The sequence below is a fragment of the Coleofasciculus sp. H7-2 genome (genome assembly GCF_042747725.1).
In the GTDB taxonomy this organism is placed as follows: Bacteria; Cyanobacteriota; Cyanobacteriia; order Cyanobacteriales; family FACHB-T130; genus FACHB-T130.
In genome coordinates this window covers 1-1,360 of record NZ_JBHZGO010000076.1, presented here as the reverse complement: position 1 = coordinate 1,360, position 1,360 = coordinate 1, and the positions used below count along the sequence as shown (strand labels likewise).

Sequence of the window (1,360 nt, the reverse complement as noted above, 5' to 3'; positions counted from 1 at the left end):
TGGGACTTAAACAAATTTTAACCCCAAACAAAGCCCAAACTAGCTTTATAAGCAAAGAATACGTTCTGATTGTGGTTCAACCACTCAATAAAACGAAAAGACATCGCTGTACGAAACGCCTCTATTGCCTCAGGAAAGGTGTTTAAAGGTTTGTTCGCCCACCTTCGTCTTAAGCCTCCGGTTAAGGTGTGCCATAAAATGAAAGTATAAGCACAAAACACAAGTATGAAATGACGCATTAAGCTTCTAGAATCTCTAACTTGATATTCTTTTAGTCCTAACCAGCCCTTAGCTTCCCGGTAAAAGACTTCTACCCAATTTCTTTGAGAATAAGTCGTTATTATCCACTCGGCTGTGGCAATCGATGAATCAACATTGGTCATAAAATAGTCAATATCACTAGATGAATCGAAGGTTGAGGCATTCATGACGATAGCAATTGTTCTCTTCCCTTCGAGGCGTGACAGTTCGACTTCAGTTGTTGCCACCCACACATTTTTGGGTTTTTCCAAATTGAGTTTGATAGGGGTGAAAGCTTGAGCAGGCAGGGATTTAGCTAAATTGTCTAAACGTATTTCTTCTTGACCCTTTCCTGATTGAGCAATGATTATTCGGCGATTTTTGGCTAGTCCTCCTAAATACTTGAGTTTCCTTTTTTCCAGTTCAAGCAGAAAGGACGTATTATTGCCATAGCCAGCATCAATCAGAACGATACCGGGTCGATATCCTCTGTTCAAGCTTCGGTCAATTAAAGCTAATGCTAATTCCGGTTTCTTCTGAAATTCTGGGGATTTTTTTCCTTCAGCTAAAGAACTAGCGTGTTGATATAACTCTATATCTAAAGGTAAGCTTTTTACTCCATCATACAGATGAGTGGTTACTACCACTATTCCGTTATCAGTTTTTCCGATTTCTCCAATGTATTGCCGTCCTACTCCAGCCGTAAAATTGCCACTTTTTCGATGACCTGAGTCATCGACGATTAGGCTAAATCCCCGACTGATCTTCGTTTGGCTGCATTGATTCATCACTTGTAAGCGACGCTCATTCACCTTCTCGGCTGACCAAGGCGCTTCCGTCAAAAAATGGTGTAATCTGTGGTAAGTTACTCCCACGGCGTCTGACGCCATTTGAGAGATGTTTTTTCGTCCGCTTTCCCCAATTAATCCCCCCAAATAGTTTCTAAACTCTCGTTTTTGAGCTTGATGCGTCCAGACATCATCAAAGCGTTTACACCATCTGTCAAAGCAAGGGGGCATAGCGGCGGGAGTTGTCTCTTTCATCCCTCAAACCTCAACGTGAAATGTCTGTTATTACAGTATTATACTTCCATTGACTTTTGATTTTAGTTTAAGTCCCA

At 41.2% G+C, this 1,360-nt stretch carries 1 protein-coding gene; it reads right to left on the bottom strand.

Annotated elements, in window-relative coordinates:
* Positions 1-17: 17 nt before the first annotated feature.
* Entirely contained in the window at positions 18-1,283 is a 1,266-nt protein-coding gene (locus ACFW2W_RS15110; protein ID WP_378179514.1) for an IS701 family transposase, read from the bottom strand.
* Positions 1,284-1,360: the final 77 nt, after the last annotated feature.

Bases quoted from the DNA above. Each gene is read 5' to 3' on its own strand.
- ACFW2W_RS15110 (WP_378179514.1), bottom strand. From the start codon at position 1,283: ATGAAAGAGACAACTCCCGCCGCTATGCCCCCTTGCTTTGACAGATGG.